This is a genomic window from Rhodohalobacter sp. 8-1 (assembly GCF_038150125.1).
Classification (GTDB): Bacteria; Bacteroidota; Rhodothermia; order Balneolales; family Balneolaceae; genus SW132.
In genome coordinates this window covers 152,624-170,021 of sequence record NZ_JBBVMF010000007.1, presented here as the reverse complement: position 1 = coordinate 170,021, position 17,398 = coordinate 152,624, and the positions used below count along the sequence as shown (strand labels likewise).

The 17,398-nt window shown below is 44.4% G+C and carries 14 protein-coding genes; 7 read left to right on the top strand and 7 right to left on the bottom strand.

Annotation, left to right across the window (positions count from 1 at the left end; genetic code table 11):
• The first annotated feature begins 24 nt into the window (after nt 1-24).
• A complete protein-coding gene (gene rnr, locus AABW11_RS09325) occupies nt 25-2,163 on the top strand; it encodes a ribonuclease R (protein WP_340104808.1) in 2,139 nt (712 codons plus the stop codon).
• A gap of 24 nt (nt 2,164-2,187) precedes the next feature.
• The gene (locus tag AABW11_RS09320) at nt 2,188-5,562 is read left to right on the top strand and encodes a peptidase MA family metallohydrolase (RefSeq protein ID WP_340104807.1); all 3,375 of its coding nucleotides are present in this window, start codon (nt 2,188-2,190) and stop codon (nt 5,560-5,562) included.
• 67 nt (nt 5,563-5,629) lie between these two features.
• On the opposite strand, the gene AABW11_RS09315 is transcribed toward AABW11_RS09320, so the two are convergent.
• Nucleotides 5,630-7,663 carry a glycoside hydrolase family 31 protein gene (locus AABW11_RS09315; protein WP_340104806.1) on the bottom strand — a complete coding sequence of 678 codons (2,034 nt, stop codon included), beginning with the start codon at nt 7,661-7,663 and terminating at the stop codon, nt 5,630-5,632.
• A gap of 177 nt (nt 7,664-7,840) precedes the next feature.
• Complete coding sequence (locus tag AABW11_RS09310; protein WP_340104805.1) at nt 7,841-8,125, bottom strand: HU family DNA-binding protein; 285 nt, start codon at nt 8,123-8,125, stop codon at nt 7,841-7,843.
• 195 nt (nt 8,126-8,320) lie between these two features.
• Here AABW11_RS09310 and AABW11_RS09305 point away from each other — a divergent pair, with 195 nt between their 5' ends.
• The 4 genes from AABW11_RS09305 to AABW11_RS09290 are packed head-to-tail and all read left to right on the top strand — an operon-like array spanning nt 8,321 to nt 12,600.
• Nucleotides 8,321-9,949, top strand: coding sequence for an alanine/glycine:cation symporter family protein (locus AABW11_RS09305; RefSeq protein WP_340104804.1), 1,629 nt, complete (start codon nt 8,321-8,323; stop codon nt 9,947-9,949).
• Nucleotides 9,950-9,979: 30 nt separating this feature from the next.
• Entirely contained in the window at nt 9,980-10,615 is a 636-nt protein-coding gene (upp, locus tag AABW11_RS09300) for a uracil phosphoribosyltransferase (RefSeq protein WP_340104803.1), read from the top strand.
• A 13-nt stretch (nt 10,616-10,628) separates the two neighbouring features.
• Nucleotides 10,629-11,156, top strand: coding sequence for an LPS export ABC transporter periplasmic protein LptC (lptC, locus tag AABW11_RS09295; protein ID WP_340104802.1), 528 nt, complete (start codon nt 10,629-10,631; stop codon nt 11,154-11,156).
• 7 nt (nt 11,157-11,163) lie between these two features.
• On the top strand, nt 11,164-12,600 hold the full coding sequence (locus AABW11_RS09290; protein ID WP_340104801.1) for an OstA-like protein: 1,437 nt from the start codon (nt 11,164-11,166) through the stop codon (nt 12,598-12,600).
• A gap of 176 nt (nt 12,601-12,776) precedes the next feature.
• Here AABW11_RS09290 and AABW11_RS09285 read toward each other — a convergent pair whose 3' ends face one another.
• Nucleotides 12,777-13,208, bottom strand: a complete 432-nt coding sequence (locus AABW11_RS09285; RefSeq protein ID WP_340104800.1) for a VOC family protein — start codon at nt 13,206-13,208, stop codon at nt 12,777-12,779.
• Nucleotides 13,209-13,802: 594 nt separating this feature from the next.
• Nucleotides 13,803-14,357: a ribonuclease HII gene (locus AABW11_RS09280; RefSeq protein WP_445263752.1), complete on the bottom strand. Its 555-nt coding sequence runs from the start codon at nt 14,355-14,357 to the stop codon at nt 13,803-13,805.
• 182 nt (nt 14,358-14,539) lie between these two features.
• Here AABW11_RS09280 and AABW11_RS09275 point away from each other — a divergent pair, with 182 nt between their 5' ends.
• A complete protein-coding gene (locus tag AABW11_RS09275; protein WP_340104798.1) occupies nt 14,540-15,652 on the top strand; it encodes a vWA domain-containing protein in 1,113 nt (370 codons plus the stop codon).
• 64 nt (nt 15,653-15,716) lie between these two features.
• On the opposite strand, the gene AABW11_RS09270 is transcribed toward AABW11_RS09275, so the two are convergent.
• Genes AABW11_RS09270 through AABW11_RS09260 form a run of 3 tightly spaced genes read right to left on the bottom strand, consistent with a single transcriptional unit; the run spans nt 15,717 to nt 17,396 of the window.
• Nucleotides 15,717-16,268, bottom strand: coding sequence for an OmpH family outer membrane protein (locus AABW11_RS09270; protein WP_340104797.1), 552 nt, complete (start codon nt 16,266-16,268; stop codon nt 15,717-15,719).
• An 18-nt stretch (nt 16,269-16,286) separates the two neighbouring features.
• Nucleotides 16,287-16,808 (bottom strand): OmpH family outer membrane protein, encoded by a 522-nt coding sequence (locus AABW11_RS09265; RefSeq protein WP_340104796.1) that lies wholly within the window; start codon nt 16,806-16,808, stop codon nt 16,287-16,289.
• A gap of 48 nt (nt 16,809-16,856) precedes the next feature.
• Nucleotides 16,857-17,396 carry an OmpH family outer membrane protein gene (locus AABW11_RS09260; protein ID WP_340104795.1) on the bottom strand — a complete coding sequence of 180 codons (540 nt, stop codon included), beginning with the start codon at nt 17,394-17,396 and terminating at the stop codon, nt 16,857-16,859.
• Between the last annotated feature and the right edge of the window lie 2 nt (nt 17,397-17,398).

Here is a 17,398-nt window from a genome sequence, read left to right as displayed (position 1 = left end):
TTTAATTAATACAAGATACATTACATGAGTAAAGACAACTTAACATCACTCGACAAAAAAATAGTAAAGATTTTAGAATCCTATCCGGATGCATCCATACCTATTCCAATCTTACTGGATGCACTAAGTCTATCGTCAAAGAAAGACTCGCAAAAGCTAAAAAGCTCTATCAATAAGCTTAAGCAAAAAGATATTTTAAGAATCAGCAAGGGAAATCTCGTTCGCCTGAATGAACCCGTTGCTAAAGAAGACAACACCTTATCTGGAAAGCTAGATGTAACCAGTCACGGAGACGGATACGTTATTGTTGAAGGTCGAGACGAGGATATCAAAATACCAAGCCGGCAAATGAGTACCGCCCTCGATGGAGACATTGTGAAGGTTCGGATTACCGGGTATCACAAGAAGAGCAACAAGGCAATTGGTAAAATTGTAGAAGTCGAAAAACGGGCACGATCTAAGTTTGTTGGCACACTTAAAAAAGAGGCCCACAATACTTATATCATCGAACCCGATCAAAAATCTTCACGGGTCGATTTCTTTGTCAACCCTGAAGATCTGAACGGAGCTGAGCCCGGCCAGAAAGTAACTTTTAACCTCGTAAACTGGGACGATGTCCGCGGTTATCCGCAAGCATCTATCGACAGTATTTTAGGTGATGCGGGCAGCAACGAGGCAAATATCCTCTCCATTCTTGCTGAAAAGCAGTTCGATGCTGCTTTTCCACCGGAAGTCGAAAAATTCTCTGATAATATACCCGACGAAATCCCCCAGAAAGAGATCGACAAGCGACGGGATATGAGAGATGAAGTTGTGATGACCATCGACCCGCCTGACGCCCAGGATTTTGATGACGGGCTGAGCATCAAAATTCTTAACAACGGAAATTACTATCTCGGTGTACACATCGCAGATGTAACACACTACATGCCTCGCGGTTCGGTTCTTGATGACGAGGCGTACGAACGTGGTACAAGCGTCTACCTTGTAGACAGAGTCATCCCGATGCTTCCGGAACGGCTGAGTAACGGGCTATGCAGCCTCCGCCCTTTTGAAGATAAACTGGCCTACAGCTGCTTCATTGAGGTTGCACCTAATGGGAAAGTTGTGGATCATTCTATTGAAGAAACAGTTATTCACTCCCGACAGCGATTTACTTACGATGAGGTGCAGCAGGTGCTGGATGGCGAGAAATCTCATCCCTATGAAAATCAGCTAAAATCACTCCAGGCCCTGGCTAACGTTCTTCTTGATAAGCGCTTCAGGGAAGGATCCATCAAATTTGAAACGCCCGAACCACGCTTTATTCTCGACGACACAGGTAAACCTATTGATGTGATCGTAAAAGAGCGGAAGTTTGCACATAAACTTATTGAAGAGTGCATGCTGCTGGCTAATAAAACCGTTGCCAAGCATGTTGACCAACTTCGAAGTAATAAAAAATCTAAAAACGACCATCCATTTCTTTACAGGGTTCATGGCGAGCCGGACATTGAGAAACTCAACAACATAAAGGAGACCGCAAAACCCCTGGGCATTGAACTTGATCTGAGCGGTAAAATTTCAGCTCAGAAGATTAATGAGTTCCTTAATAAAGTTGAGGACACCTCTCTCGAAAACATCATCAATGGATTGTTGCTCCGATCAATGGCGAAGGCGGAATACAGTCCTAAAAATATCGGGCATTTTGGGCTCGGATTTAAAGATTATGCCCATTTCACCAGCCCAATCCGCCGCTACCCAGATGTGATTGTCCACCGTCTGTTGAAGCGTTACAATTCGGGCGGAACTGAGTATACGTACGATCAGCTTGTTGAAACGGGTGAACATTCCAGCGAACGGGAACGTTATGCCGTAGAAGCTGAACGCGACTCTGTTAAATTGAAGCAGGTTGAGTATTTATCAGAAAGGATCGGTCAGACGTTCAAAGGAACTATCAGCGGTGTAACCGAGAACGGGCTTTATGTAGTACTCGACGATAGCTATTGCGAGGGGATGATTAGAGTGAGCGATTTGAAGGATGATTATTATATTTTTAATCCACAATTACATTGCCTCACCGGTCGTTCTAAAGGCAAGAAGTATCGATTGGGTGATTCCATTCAGGCTAAAGTTACACGGACCGACATGGATAAACGACAAATTGATCTTACTCTTGGTTGATCACTAATTCATTTCAAACAAATTATGTCTCTATTTAAAAAACTGGTCCTTGCTCCCCTGCTGGGACTTTTTATAGGTTCATTCGTAACTGAACAATTATACGCCCAATACTTTTACTTTGGGAAAAACAGGGTTCAGTATGAACAATTTGACTGGAGATTTATCGAAACCGATCATTTCGATATTTATTACTACAATTCCAAGAACTATCACCTGGCCCAGTTTACAGCAGAGACTGTAGAGTCTTCTCTTGAGCAGCTTGAAAACGATTTCGGATCTCAGCTGACAGACCGTATACCCGTAATTATCTACGATTCTCACAGTGATTTCTCACAGACCAACGTGGTTCAGCTTCCGGTTGACGCGCAGGGAATCGGGGGTGTAACCGATAAATACAAGAATCGCATGACTCAGCCTTTCATGGGCGATTATGCCGATTTTCGCAGAACGGTACAGCACGAGCTCACTCACGCATTCATCAACGATGTGTATTATGGCGGAAGCGTACAGTCAATTGTGCAAAATAACATCCAGCTTCGATTTCCGCTTTGGTTTGAAGAAGGATTAGCCGAGTATCTCGCACTTGGGTGGGACACTCAAACTGATATGTTTATGAGGGATGCCGTACTTAACGACTATCTCCCCCCTATTCAGCGTTTAGGCGGCTATTTTGCATATCGCGGAGGTCAAGCCTTTTGGTATTACATTGAAAATGAGTACGGACGTCCCAAAATCACCGAGATACTTGAGCGTATTAAGCTGACCCGAAATGTTCAACAGGCCATCGAGCAGTCCGTTGGCCTTAATGTTGAAGAGCTGTCTGAAAGGTGGAATGAGTTTTACAGACAGCGATATTTCCCCGAGGTTGCTGAACGACAAACGCTCAGCAGTACTGCATCGCAAATTACCGGGCAAAGAAATGCCCGATCGTCTTATAACACGAGTCCTGCCATATCCCCAAATGGTGATCGAATTGCTATGATTTCCAATCGCCGTGGTGTCTTTGATGTTATAGTAGTAGATGCAAACAGCGGTGATAAACTGAAGACAATTGTAAGTGGTTCGGATAGCCCTATGTTCGAAGAACTCAATATTCTCAATCCTAACCTGGCATGGTCACCCGACGGGCGGAGTATTGCTTTGTCCAGCAAATCACAGGGATCATACAATCTCGCAATTGTTGATTACGAAACTAAGAGATCTACTACAACGCGTTTTCCGAGCCTTGATGCCATTAACTCCGTTGCCTGGTCTCCTGATGGATCTAAAATTGCATTTGATGGAAACATAGGCCCCTATCAAAGTATTTTTGTCTTCAACTTAGAAACGGATGAGTTTCTGAATCTCACGGGTGATGTGTTTACTGATAAAGAACCCGCATGGGCAAGCGACAGTGAAACAGTCTATTTCGTTTCAAACCGTGGTGATGCTCTTGAGCCTCACACCTATCTTGCCGGCTCAACTCCAATTTTGAATGACTCATTCTTTGAGACTGACATTTATTCAATAAATATAAATACATCCCGGATCACACGATTTACGAATACAGTAAATTGGTCAGAAACTCAGCCTACTTCAACCAGCGACGGACGCCTCTTATTTGTATCTGATCAAAATGGTATTCCGAATATTTACGAGTACGATTTAGCCAGCCGGACGGTATATCCGCTGACTGACCTGCAATCGGGTGTTATGCAAATTTCCATATCATACGATGGAACCAGGCTCGCCTTCAACTCACTGAATGAAGGATCTCCAGACATATTTGTTATTCGTTCTCCGTTTTCAAGACGCATGGACAGGCGGCTGACGCCAAATCATTGGGCTCAGCAGCGAGAAGAATGGACTCCTGCACAGCGAGTTCCATCTATCGGTTATGCCCGTGAACTTATTACAAACAGGTCTCAGGGAAATGTTCTGAACGCGAGACAAGTCCTCGCTGAAGCACGGCCGGCTCAGCGTAACCAACAACAAAATCAAGGCCAGGCTCAAAGCGACACTACAACCCAGCAGGACGATGACAGAATCGATTTTCGAAATTATCAGTTTGGGGAAGAAGTCGTACGTGATAGCACGCTTGAACTCAGAGATGATCCACGAAATTTTGAGCCGGAAAACAATGTAACTGATAGCGGCCTTTATCGCCCAAAAGACTACAGGCTGCAGTTTTCGCCCGATATTAGCTACGCGGCAGGGCAGGTAAATACATACTCCGGTTCATCTGCAATTGCATTTGTGACATTGAGCGATCTTTTTGGGGATCACCAATTGACTATTGGATCTGATCTCACATTTGACCTTAGAAATAGTGATTACCTGATTCAGTACGGTTTTCTCCGAAATCGCACAAATTTTTATACCTCTTTTAATCACCAGTCTCGTAATTACCAAACGTTTTTTGGAGAGCTGATTCGATTCAGGACTTTTAGCCTGAATGCCGATTTCCAATATCCGCTAAACCGATATCAGCGATTTGACTACGGTGTATCAGCTATCGGTATTTACAGGGATTTCAGTTCCGTGAGAAGCCTGGGATCACAAAATGCCCAGAACGATAACAGCTTCTTTCTGAATCCATCCGTTACATTCACCGGAGATTACACGATACCTCAACCCGGCAGCATTACACCCGGCGGCGGTTCCCGCTATTCTATACGCCTGTCCGGGAGTCCCTATATTACCAACAGCACGCCACAGTTTGCTACCATTCTCGGTGATTACAGAAAATATTTCGATCTGGGTAACCGCACATCGTTTGCCTTCAGAGGATCGGGAGCTTATAGCATCGGGCGTGACTCTCAAACATTCTTTATGGGCGGTATGCTGGGATGGATTAACCAGCGCTGGAGCGATGCAGAAATCCCGTTCGACCGCCTGGCCGATACATTCTTTACCCTTCCTGCCACACCGCTGCGAGGCCATGAATTTAACACGACGTTTGGCGATAAGTTTTCGCTTATAAATGCTGAATTCCGGTTCCCGCTTTTTGCCGCCGTACTTCCGGGACCAATCCCATTGATTCCGCTGTATAATATAACCGGGGTTGCATTTGTAGATGCCGGTGCCGCATGGGGTTTTAATATACCGTACTCCAGATTCACCAATCAAAATGGTGAACCAATTGTATTTGAAACTCAGGGCCCGAAACTTGATTTTAAAGTTGCCAGCAGAGAAGAAATTTTCTTAAACCCAAATACCGGGCTACCAAGGGATGGTTCACCCTTAGAAGGAGATCCATCCTCAACCATTATTGACGGTGATATTTTAATAGGTGCCGGTTTTGGCCTCAGAACTATTTTGCTTGGCCTTCCCTTCCGGTACGATGTTGGCTGGCCTTATTTTCGCGGCGGGTTTGATAGCGATCCGATTCACTATTTCTCGATCGGAATTGATTTTTAAAACGCAGGTATAGATTTAAGAACCAAAACCCGGGATACTCTCCCGGGTTTTTTATGGACACTTCTTATCAGGGATGAATAATGACATCAAACTTTTCATGTTTTGACACGCTATTCATCGTAACTACTACTTCACTTTCGGATTCAATGTACTGCCAGCTCATAACCTGACTATCCATTGATGATCGATTAATTTTACTTCCGTTTATTTCTACCAAGTCTGGATCGTCTAAGAATTTAAAATGGATAGCGTAGGACCGCTGGGCTGTCATTCCTTCAAACTCAGCTTGAACAGCACCTATCGTTAGCTTCAGATTTCCCTCCACCTCATTATAACGGAACATCGTGCGCGCGGCTTCTGCACGTCTGTAAGCCCTTGTGGTGCCATCATCTTCAACCAGCCGTATGGCCCCGGCATCTCCGGTATAAATATCTATTTTTAAATGATTTGAAGTCTCATCTATATGATACGGAATGACGGAGCCGGCTTTAACAAATAGCGGCAGTTGATCCCGTCGAGTCTCTACAAACCACGACTGACCGGCTTCATATGACTGACCTGAATAGTAGTTGTACCAGCGCCTGCCTTCAGGAAAGAACACTATCCGGCCCTCCGCATTTGGCTCTGTTACGGGTGCTACTAAGAAAGCATCACCGTACATATACTGCCTTGGATACTGTCTGAATCCTGAAATGATTCCTTCATTTGTCTGGCGGGTGTAATGCGCGTGCGAGTAGTGATATGGAAAAAGGGATGTCCGGAGGGTTAGCGCATCAAAGAGCTGCTCCTTTTCCAAAGAGTTTAGATGATCTGATAAACCCGCTTCATCAAAAATATTATCTGGAAGCACCAGGTTCATCACGGGTATAAAAGGCGATAGCTGAACGGTACGAATAAACAACTCTGAATCCCACCCGGATGCCGAATCCATCCGGGATTGATAATCAATTGGCATCGACAAAAACGGCATTCCATATAGACTATTGGCCGGGTCTGTAAGATCATTGACTAACTCCTGGTACCCGCCCGGAAAGAAATCCCCACCTTGTACAAATGGTTCTGCTGTCCACTCAAATTTATAAGCCGGGATCATCGGGGCAGGAAAACGTTTTGACTCAGATTTGTGCGCATTCTTAATGCCGTGGAACACAATCGAACGCCGGTCACGTCCATCTATTTTTTGAAAAGTTTGATGAATACGTTCAAGGCATTCAACTCCAGGTGAATCTCTTGTAACGATGAAGCGGTAACCTGATTCAAAAATCTGAGCTGCACGATCCTCACACGTTTTACTAACACTCATTTTAACTCCCGTTGCTGTGTCCGTAGCGGGCAATCCTGCTGAATTATTCTTAAGGTCAGTATCCTCTTCAGCGTCAGTCCAAACCCCTCCCGTTTCACTGTGTAGCATTGCAAATCCATCAGGCTTGCCCGTTGAAGCATCAAACATGCCTGTGACACCGATAACGGGTTTAAATATCCATGCTGGTGGAAGCATCACAGGGATTTCACGAAAAAGATCAGCGGCACTTAGATCTAATCCTGTGGATGAGGGGAGCCCCAGACCAAATGGCGGGTCGATATTATCCCGTGATAACTGAAATTTGTGAATGTGTATATTCTCAGAGTTTCTGGGCCGTATTGAAAAAGAATACTGTCCGGCGTCATCAATAGTTATCAGGTTTGCAGAAGAATGTGTACCAAACCTTATCCATCTGAGCCGGTACTCATCAGTAAGATTAGCTGATAACTGGGATATTAAATAACCATCCTGTCCTGAAACGCTTGCATCAAGAGCGGTGGATGATTCAGTTTTTTTGCCTGATGCAGCGAGAATCCAAAAAGAATAATTGCCGGGATTTGATATATAGACTGAAAAGCTCAGAGGCCCCGCATTAGCAGAACTATCCGGGTTAAATTCAAGTCCCTCGCTATTAATGAACTGTACCGGATGCCATCCAGGTGCTTCGAATGAGTCGGTTAAAGCACCTGAAACCAACCCATCAACCTCGTAGAAATCGGATGGGGGAATGGTTGAACAACCCGACCCGAAAACAATTAGAAGTGTAATGAGTGTAAAACAAAAATGACTGGTACTCATTCTGCTCAATTTAAACCATTGTAGCAGATTTCATCTTTACAAAGCTTTTTAAAAATCATACTCAACTCTTCCCGCTGCTTAAAATTTAATAGGGAAGATACGAGGTTCTGATTGCAGGATAAAGTACCGATGGGGAGAGAAACTATTCGGCTAGACGTGCCCAAATAATTCTAATAATCAAGGATTTGAATTATTAACCTGACTTTTGAAATCTTTTGAAATTTTAAGTGTCGGAACGTATTGTTCCGGAACAATAACTTCCTCATTGGTTTTCGGATTGCGGGCTACTCTTTGGGCACGTTTTACAACTTTAAAGCTGCCAAAGCCACGCAACTCAATAGTTTCTCCACGCTTCATTGCGTCGATAACCGTATCCATAAAGCCATTGACAACTGCTTCTGTTTCCACCTTTGTTAATCCTGTAGATGACGATATTACATCAACCATGTCTGCTTTAGTCATATCAAAATAATTGTTTTTTTAAATTTCGTTACTGGTAGCTGTGTGAGAGCAGGCAATTTAAGCTGGGTCTCGTTGTTTTGTGCTTTAAGAAATTTCAAACCCAAATCGTTCATTAATCCCTAATTTTTATTAAAAACTGACTTTATTTATTTATACATTCGAGGCTGAGGAAATCCCAACCACATTATTTTATAGATGGAAACATTCGAATGGATCATTAATGAACTTTTAGATTTGATTTGGAACACGCCGGAGTCACTGCCATTTATGGTTGTTGTACTCCTTTCCTTCGGTATTTTCATCACTATCAGGCTCGGCTTTATACAAATCACCCGTTTTTCGCATGGTCTGAAAGTTGTTAGCGGCCATTATGATGATCCCAACGATGAGGGCGACATCAACCACTTCCAGGCTCTCAGTACTGCATTATCAGCAACGGTCGGTATCGGAAATATTGCCGGTGTTGCGTTAGCTATTCACTTTGGAGGACCGGGCGCCCTGTTCTGGATGTGGATTACCGCGGTTTTAGGAATGGCCATTAAGTTTACTGAGGTGACACTTGCGCAGGAGTACCGTATCACAAATGAGGACGGTTCGGTATCCGGCGGCCCCATGTACTACATCGAAAAAGGGCTCGGGCCCAACTGGAAATGGCTCGCAATCGCCTTCTCCACGGCGGCAGCCATCTGCGCATTTCTTACCGGAAATGCCGTGCAGGCAAACACAGTTGCCGATGTAATGCTCACCGACTTTCAAATTCCTAAAGCCCTTACCGGTCTCATAACGGCAGGTCTCGTCGGCGCTGTTATTTTAGGCGGTATTAAGCGTATTGGTTATGTTACCTCCCGCCTTGTTCCCTTTATGGCAACACTTTATGTTCTTGGCGGTCTCATCATATTGATTATAAACTACGATGCAGTTATCCCATCCTTCGTACAAATCGTAACAAGCGCATTTAATCCGCAAGCCGGACTGCTTGGCGTTGGATCGGGAGCTTTTATATTTACACTAAGTTACGGTGTTCAGCGGGGTCTGTTTTCTAACGAAGCGGGCCAGGGCTCAGCTCCTATTGCTCACTCCGCAGCTAAAACAGATCAGCCGGTACGTGAGGGCGTGGTTGCACTCCTCGAGCCGTTCATCGATACTTTGATTGTTTGTACGATTACAGGTCTTGTTATTGTGGCAACAGGCGCATGGGATATGTATCACTCAGCAACGGTATTTCCTACCGAAGATCCTGTATCATATGTTGTTAATGAAGGCGAAGACCCTTCAATACTCTATTTTGAGGATGGGATGCCTGTAAATGGCGATATGCTTCGATACAATGTGTCCGTCGATACCATGTTTACAGATACCGAAGAAAGTGTTCTTTTCAACGGACGCATTGAAGGCGTAGACAACAACCCGGTGATTTACCAAGACAATGATGTGCAGCTTGAAGCACTTTACGGCGGTGTTGTTGAAAATGGTGCACCGCTTACGTCACGTGCATTCGAGATCGGTCTTTCACCACTGACCGGCGGCGGCGGTTTAATCGTTACTATTGCAGTGCTTCTTTTTGCAGTGTCTACATCCATCAGCTGGAGTTATTATGGCGATCGTGCCGCACAGTACCTGTTTGGCTTTAAGTCTATCTTCTGGTACCGGCTCACGTTTGTTGGAATGCACTTTTTAGGAGCTATCACAGCCCTGACTACCGTATGGGCTTTCGGAGATGTGATGCTCGGTCTGATGGCGTTTTTTAACATTATTGCACTGTTTGCACTCTCCGGCGTGGTCGTAAAAATCACACGGAAATATTTCGATAATACAGACATTTAATACTGATCTGCTAAGCTTAGATATTTGATTATGAACGTACATCAAAACGTAACGATTCTTGATCATCCGGTTGTTGCCAGAGATCTTTCGATACTTCGGGATGAAACAACCGATATTATTGGATTCAGATCGGCTATGAGCCGAATTGCCACAATTCTGGCTTATGAGTCTCTGAAAGATCTGCCGCTCAGAAGAACCACCATTCATACACCAATTGAAGCAACGAGCGGCTATCACATCAACACAGAAATTATCGTGGTTCCTATTCTGAGAGCCGGACTCACTCTTGTTGATGCCATCATGAATTTCATACCTGATGCTAAAATCGGGCATCTTGGAATGTATAGAGACGAAAAAACACATGAGCCCGTTGATTACTATTCAAACCTGCCGGACGAAGTATCAGGCGGACTAGTTCTTGTGGTTGACCCGATGCTTGCCACCGGCGGAAGTGCGGATGATGCCATTGGCTATCTTCAAAAACAGGGAGCTAAAAACATACGGTTCACATCCCTGATAAGTGCACCTGAAGGACTGAAAAGAATCACAGAAAAATATCCCGATGTTTCAATTATTACGGCAGCGGTGGACGAGAAACTTAACGATGACGCCTTTATCGTCCCCGGCCTCGGAGACGCGGGGGATCGCTACTTTGGTACTACGTAGTGTTTTTCCTGTTTTGTTTATAGCAGTTCTTCTTTTATCGAGCTGTTCGGAACTTTCCGAATACGATGCTCAGCAGGTCCAATCATATCTGAATGATTCGCTCACCACTACAACCGAGAGCTGGGACGTAGAGATGATGCTAATGAATAACGGCCGGTCACGCGTGCTAATTGAGGGGTCGTATGCTATCAGTTACCAGATGCCGGAGCGGAAGGAGACTCATATTGATGGTCCCGTGTACGTACAGCTCTTCGATTCCACAGGAGCAATTGAGACTGAAGCCTGGAGCAAACGAGCAATCTATTACGATTCCAGAAGTGAATTTGAGCTTTTCGACTCCGTGAGGGTACACACCCAGTCGGATAACCGTCTTTACTCCGATTTCCTGAAATGGTCAGATGCAACCGATCAGATTACATCAGACCATTTCGTTATCATCATTACACCGAAGGACAGCCTGTCAGGTCGTGGATTCAGCGGACCTACCAATCTTGCAACGTTTACTATTGAAGAACCAAGGGGGCGCCTGCTTGTTGAATAAAGCTGTAATGCAATCAAAATTATTCTTTTTACTGTTTTTGATGCTCGCATGCATGTTTACTAATCCCAAACATTCAGCCGCTCAAAGTAATGTGTTTATCGAAAATGCAGAACGGGCAGAAGGTGTCATCATTGACGGTGAAAATGTCCGTAAGCTGCTTGGAAGTGTGGTTCTGAGAACCGAGGAGATGACCATGCTCGCGGACAGTGCCTATCAGTTTATCGACAGAAACAGGATTCACGCGTTTAATATTCAAATTGAGACCGAGGATGAAACTATCTGGGCAGACACTCTTTTTTATAATACCCTTATCGATTTCAGCCAGTTCAGGGGCCGGGTTATCATAGAGTCTGCCACAAACACGGTTTTCAGTGAAATGGTTGATGTGTCTACACCACTTGATCTCGCTGTTTTTCAGTCACCGGTTCGTTTTGAGGACGAGACAGGTGCGCTGCTGGCCGAATCAGGTATTTACTACCAGGATGCCGACAGCGCAATTTTCAGGGGAAATGTGCAGCTCTCAGATACCACTCAATACCTGGAAGCTGATTCATTATTTATGAATCGATCAAAAGATCTTTATGAGCTGCATAGCCGCGTTTATGCAGATGATTTTGATCAGAAGGTGACCTTTTCGGGCAACTATCTTTACGCCGATTCTACCGGCTATCGCTTACTGACGGGAAATGACGCCTGGCTGATGGAGGTCAATGAATCTGAAACAGATACAACCCACCTTCTGGCAAAAAAAATCGAGCTTCAGGAAACCGACAGCAGCTCGCTAATGGATGCTTACCAGCAGGTTCGGGTATGGTCACCTGAGTTTTCGGCAATTGCTGATACCGTCAATTATGACGATGCCAAGGAGCTGTTTACACTTAAAGGCAACCCTATCGTCTGGCAGAAAAATATCCAGCTGACAGGCCCGTACATAGAAGCAACTCTTGATGATAGCGACATACGGTTTCTAAAATCCCATCCCCGCCCCATTGCCGTCCAGGAAGATACGGCAACGGGACGCCTGAACCAGATGACCGGTGATACACTTCACGCATATTTTGACGCCGGCGACCTTGACAGTCTTGTGGTGTTCGAGAACTCAGAAATAATTTTCCACCAAAAAAATGATGCCGGAGAGCCCGACGGTTTAATGGAGATGATGGCAGCCGGCTCATCAACCATGTTGTTTGAAAATGGTGAGTTTGATTACTTCAAAGCCATAACTAATATTGACGGGACTTATATCCCGGAAAATGAGGGCGGCGCAGATCGAACACTCGACAATTTTCAGTGGAATCCCGACCTGAAGCCGAAACGGCCCAGGATTCAAACACCTCGCCTACCAGAGATACCCCGCGATCCGTTTTTTGAACTCCCGCCCCGCTACGTTCAGTATATTAAGGAACGCGAAGAAGATAGCGGAGATAGTAGGATTAACAATTAAGTTTATCAGCTTATGAGAGCCAGATGTGAGGTAAATTCGATTTTAAATACCGGACGCTGACAGGATCTTCGCACGCTATCAGGTCCTGACAAATATCGAACACTGAATATTTTCACAGCCTCTCGAACTGGCAATGGGGTATGATCATATGTGTTTATGATTAAACCACTCACGAGTCAAACTGCAAAAATCTGGCTTTCATCCCTGAATGCTTTGAACTCAAGTGCATTTCCGCTTGGGTCCAGAAAAAACATTGTTGCCTGCTCACCCGGCTCACCCTTGAACCGTATGTACGGATCAATCACAAACTCCAGGTTATGTTCAATCAGGCGGTCAACCAATTCGTGCCACTCATCCCACTCCAGTATCACGCCAAAATGCTTGGCCGGCACTTCATGACCATCTACTTCATTTGAAGCAGATTTACCAGCATCCTCAGGGCTCAAATGAGCAACAACCTGGTGACCAAAGAAATTAAAGTCGATCCACTTTTCCGAACTGCGCCCGGTATCACATCCAAGTACATCTCTGTAGAATATTAAGGTTTGCTGGAGCTCTTTAACCGGGAAAGCAAGGTGAAATCGAGGAATTTTCTGTTCTTTTGTCATCTGAAAGAGTGTTTAAATCGATTAATTAGATATAAGAATAAAAATATAATGAATCTGTCGGCTTCTGCAATGCAGAAACCCGTTTTCAATCCATTATAATTGGTCCGATAAAAAAAATTGGTTCTACCGGAATGTTAGTAGGTTGATGACAAAATATGTGAATAATCTCTTAGCCCATGTTCAACATTTTCCAAAATTATAGGCCATTGCTTTTGCAGATCCTTCTCTTCGCCATCAACGAAAATGGCTCGATCAGGATGACACGCTCTTTGGTGAGCACGTGGGCGGCGTGGGCTCATCAGTCGTTTTTAATATCGCTTTATAATCACGCCGCCCGACACCACAGCCGAATCATTGTCATTCTGAATAAAACGGAGGGTTTCCGTTTTGTGAAGAATCTGCAAAAGTAACATGTTTTGTTCTATCAAATTACTGGTTTAACGTTTTGAATCACACATTTGGTTTAATAATACTGTGCATAGGATTATAACATGTACCCACAAACTTTATGGTAGACCCACAAATCTTTAACCCAACGGAGTCGCAATACAAAACTCTCATTTTAATTTTAAGTGTCAAAGAATGAATCACTCTTCAAAAACTTTTCTCCGTTCTTAGTTTAAAGCTCTTGCGGTGGTGCATTGTATAACCATATGTTTCAAGTCCGGCGAAGTGTTCTTGTGTTGGGTAGCCCACATTGCTGTTCCAGCCGTAATATGGATATTTTTCATGAAGCTTAACCATCAGGTCATCCCTGTACACTTTCGCCAGGATCGAAGCAGCCGCAATCGACGCAGAGCGGTTATCACCTTTTACCAGGCACGTAAGAGGTAGCATTGTGGCCGGTGATTTATTCCCGTCAATAAGCAGATAATCCGGCGTTGCCCCGCGGCTTTCAGTACATTTTTGCATTGCTTTCAGAGACGCCTGAAGAATATTCATTTTATCAATTTCTGTGGGAGAGCATGATTTAATCGTCCAGTAAAGTGCTTCGCTTTTTATTTGGGCCGATAGATCTTCCCTGTCAGCCTTCTTGATTGTTTTACTGTCCTTCAACCCGAGATTTTCTGAAGTGTCTGGATCTAAAATTACACCCGCCGCCACTACAGGCCCACAGAGACAGCCGCGCCCCACTTCATCGAGCCCCATCGCGCGCGTGTAGCCCTCACTCCAGAGCTGTTTTTCAAATGTATACCGATCTAATTCCACAAACTGGAGATTTTCATTTAAATTACAGACAGCTAAACGTAGCGTTTTTTGGGAACATGATGCAATGATTTTATCCACAGATCAGTTACCACTATAAATCTAATAAAACAGAGGTAATTTAGATGCGGTTTCTTTATCAACAGTGGAATGAACGGTTTGGCAGAACGGATGGTAAATCACCTTTTGATACTCTCTGGGACCTGTTCCAGGAGCTTTTGACAATATCCGGTGGTGATGTCTCACAGGCACTGAGATGGCTGAACGACATTGATAAAGAGTATAACATAACCGATCAGTTTGACGACGGTTTCGGCGTGGGTGATTTCATTGATGAACTTCAAAACCGCGGATATATCCGGTTTGATGAAGATCAATCTGTAATGGTTCCTACATCAAAAACTGACAGGAGCATTAGGGAAAAGTCACTGCATGAAATATTCCGCCAGCTTAAAAAAGGGGGCAAAGGCCAGCATAAAACGCCCTATACCGGCCGCGGCCTTGAAAGGCAACCTGAGACCCGTAAATGGGCACCGGGGGACGATATCGGCCATATTGACAGCACAGGAACGCTTATGAACATGCTGCAGCACAGTTCACTTGACAAGTTCCAGCTTCGGGAGACAGATCTCGAAGTGCACGATACCGATCACTATACCTCGGCATCTACCGTATTGCTGGTTGACCTTAGCCATTCGATGATTTTGTACGGAGAGGATCGCATCACGCCGGCCAAAAAAGTTGCGATGGCGCTGTCGGAAATGATTATGCGGAATTTCTCAAATGATTCGTTTGACATCGTCGCATTTGGTAATGAAGCCTGGAAAATTGAGGTTAAAGATCTTCCTTATTTGAAAGTCGGGCCTTATCACACCAACACACAGCACGGACTGGAAGTAGCCCGGAGTATCCTGCAGCGTAAGAAGTTTTCCAATAAGCAGATTTTCATGATTACCGACGGTAAGCCGTCATGTATGTTTGAGAATGGGAGGCTTTACAAAAACAGTTTTGGGCTCGACCGAAAGATCATCAATCGTGTACTCGATGAGGCTGTCATCTGCCGCAGAAAGCAGATTGATATCACAACCTTTATGATTGCGCGAGATCCCTATCTGCAAAATTTCGTACGTGAACTCACCGAAGCTAACAAAGGCCGCGCCTATTACTCCTCATTAAATGAACTCGGCGGCTATATTTTTGAGGATTATATTCGTAACCGGCGGAAAAACGTGACATAAAAAAAGGCGTCCCGATTGAGACGCCTTTCATACCTTGTAAGATTATAAATATTGAATTGGCCGGTTAGATACCCAGATCTTGCATAACAGCATCTGTGATGTCAAACTCATTTTGAATTTCTTCAGACACGTACAAAATGATCACATCGCCGTTTGACGTTGTTGTGTTTAGAACATAGTCCAGGCTCTTTGTCTCGGCAACCGTATTGATCGACTGCTGAATTTGATTTAAGAGTGGAGACATCAGCTGAGCTCGCTGCTGCTGAAATTCACGTTCCACTTCGCTTTGAAGCTGACGAAATTCAGTGTCTAACTGACTTAATCGCTCTTCTTCCGATTGCCTCGCACTTTCAGAAATAACTCCTACCTTTTGCTGATAGAGTTCGATTTCCGTCTGTAGTTCTGTTTCTTTTTGGCTTAGCTCCTGTTGCTTGCGCTCTGCAAAATTTTGCAGTCTCTGCTGTACGGCCCTCATTTCAGGCATGCGCTCAAGAACAGCCCGAGGGTCAACAAAGCCGATTTTCATATCTTCTGTTTGTGCCTGTGCAGCAGGTGCAAACATGAATCCGGTGATAGCGACTAAGGTTGTGAGTAAAAATATTTTAGCTGTTTTCATAATGCGAAATCTTCTGTATTAGTTTTGTGTAAGATTTTGAATAACTCGTTCTGTAATATCCACGCCGCGATCTGATACATAGTAAACAATAGGGTCGCCGGTACCTGATTGTTTATTGAGTACATAACTTAGGCCCATTTCTTCCGAAACAGTTTCCATCGCCTGTTCTACCCTGCCAAGTAAAGGCGTAAAGAGTTCATTTTGACGCTGCCTAATCTGATTTTGTATGCGTGTCTGGAAACTTGTCAATTCTTCTTCTCGTTCAGCCAGCCGGGCTTCTTCTTCCTGTTGCTGCTGCTCGGTGTACTCACCGGCTTCAGCGGCTTCAGAATAGGCCGTAAGGTCTTCAATCCAGGATTGGTAGCGAGTTTGAAATTCCTGTTCGCGCTGCTGAACATATTCCTGTAGTTGGCTTTCGATTTGTGCGGTTTCAGGCAGGGCATCCAAAACCTGATCCGGGCTCATCACCCCAACACTGAGTTGTGCCTGGGCAACAACCGGGAATAAAAGAGCGAAAAGTATTAGCTGTAGTTTCTTCATATATTTACGTAGTTAAATTTTAGGAGCCGAATGTACGGCTTTTTATTTTCAATTTCTTACCGTTGACGGATCCATACCCATCTCTAACATCACATCCTCTGTCATGTTCCATTCTTCACGGACAAAAAGAAAACGGGTTTGTTGTGACCTGTCGAAAACAAAATCAAAATTCTGTCGCCGGGCAACCACATCGATCGCTTCAAATATTTGTCGTTGAATCGGTTCAAGGAGTTCTTCCTGAGTGGTAAAATATTCGCCATCTGGTCCGAACTTGTCTTCAACAAGCTGATCGCGCTGCTGTCTGAGATTTTGAATCTCATTTAAGCGCTGCTGGCGGACTTCCTCAGTGAACAATATTTCACGAGCCTCAAATTCTTCTTCCAGCTCAGCTATTCGTTCCTCCAGTTCCTGAATTTCATCCCGCCATCCTTCGCTCAGTAAATTCAATCGCTGTTCAATCCCTGAATATTCCGGCATGTTCTGCATGATAATTTCTGAATCAATGAAACCTGTTTTTTGCTCCTGCGCAAAAGCTGCTGTTTCACTAAGAGCTAAAAGAATAAATATGCCGGATATTAAACGTTTCATTT